Source organism: Streptomyces sp. NRRL S-118, assembly GCF_000716335.1.
Classification (GTDB): domain Bacteria; phylum Actinomycetota; class Actinomycetes; order Streptomycetales; family Streptomycetaceae; genus Streptomyces.
Genome location: NZ_JOBL01000341.1, coordinates 1 through 1,474 on the forward strand (window position 1 = coordinate 1; position 1,474 = coordinate 1,474).

Sequence of the window (1,474 nt, forward strand, 5' to 3'; positions counted from 1 at the left end):
GCCGCTTCCTGGAGCTGGGCCCCGACGCGGTGCTGACCGCGATGGCACGACAGTCCCTGGAGAACGAGGACGACGTCGTCTTCGTACCGGCGCTGCGCGCCCGCCACTCCGAGGCCGAGACCTTCGCCGGGTTCCTCGCGCAGGCGCACAACGCGGGCGTACGGGTGGACTGGGCGGCGTTCTACGCGGGCACCGGAGCCCGGCGGACACAGCTGCCGACGTACGCGTTCCAGCGCGAACGGTACTGGCTGGCCCCGAACACCGGTGGCGGGGACGCGACCGCGGCCGGACTCGGGCGGCTCGACCACCCGCTGCTCGCGGCGGCCGTCTCCGTCGGCGACCGTGACGAGTGGCTGTTCACCGGCCGCCTCTCCACCGACACCCAGCCGTGGGCCGCCGAGCACATGCTGCTCGGCACCATCGTGGTGCCGGGCACCGGACTGGTCGAGCTGGCACTCGCCGCGGGGCGCCGGGCCGGCAGCCCGGTCCTCGGAGAGCTGGTGCTGGAGGCGCCGCTGCTCCTGGAGGACGGCGTCACACGGCAGGTGCAGGTCACCGTCGGCGAGGCAGGCGAGGACGGCCGCCGCGAGGTGGCGATCTACTCGCGCCCCGAAACCGGAGCCGAGGACGCCGAGCGGGACGTGACCTGCCACGCGCGAGGTCTCCTCACCGCCGAGGCCGGGGCCGGGACTTCGGTACCGTGGCCCGCCGCATGGCCGCCGGAAGGTGCCGAGCAGCTCTCCGTCGACGAGCTCTACGGAGATCTGGCCGAGCTCGGCTACGACTACGGCCCCGTCTTCCAGGGCGTGCGGGCCGCCTGGCGCGACGGCGACGCGACCTACGCCGAGGTGGCCCTGCCCGACGACGTCGACGGCGGAACGTTCGGCATCCACCCCGCGCTGTTCGACGCCGCGCTGCAGAGCGGCGCCGCCCTGCTGGCCGCCCGCGACAACAGCCGGCACAAGATGCCGTTCAGCTGGACCGGCGTCCGGATCGAGCAGCGCGGCACCACCACGCTCCGCGTCCGCACCACCACCACCGGCGACTCCTCGCTACGGCTCGACGCGGTCGACGACACCGGGACCCCGGTCGTCTCCGTCGACTCCATCGACGTGCGACCGGTGGAGCAGGCGCAACTGCAGACCGGCCGGCGCGGCGGGGGCGACTCCCTGTTCGGGCTCGACTGGACCGCCGTCACGGCCGACCAGGCCGCCGGCACGCCCCGGATCGCATTCCTCGGGGCGGCTCGCACGAGCACGGAGAACCACTACGCCGACCGTGCCGCGTGGGAGAAGGCACTCGCCGACGGCGCCACGGTGCCCGAGGCGGTCGTCGCCACCATCGACGCAAGCGACACCACAGCGGCCCCGGTGGAGGCGACGCGGGAGGCCGCGGCCCAGGCGCTGGAGCTGCTGCAGTGGTGGCTGGCGGATGAGCGGGTGGCGGGTTCGCGGCTGGTGTTCGCGACGCGGGG

Annotated in this window: 1 protein-coding gene; it reads left to right on the forward strand. The window is 74.5% G+C overall.

Translation table 11 applies throughout. From position 1 onward, the window contains the following. On the forward strand, positions 1–1,474 hold a 1,474-nt coding region (locus IH00_RS0103295), incomplete at both ends, for a polyketide synthase dehydratase domain-containing protein (RefSeq protein ID WP_031069332.1).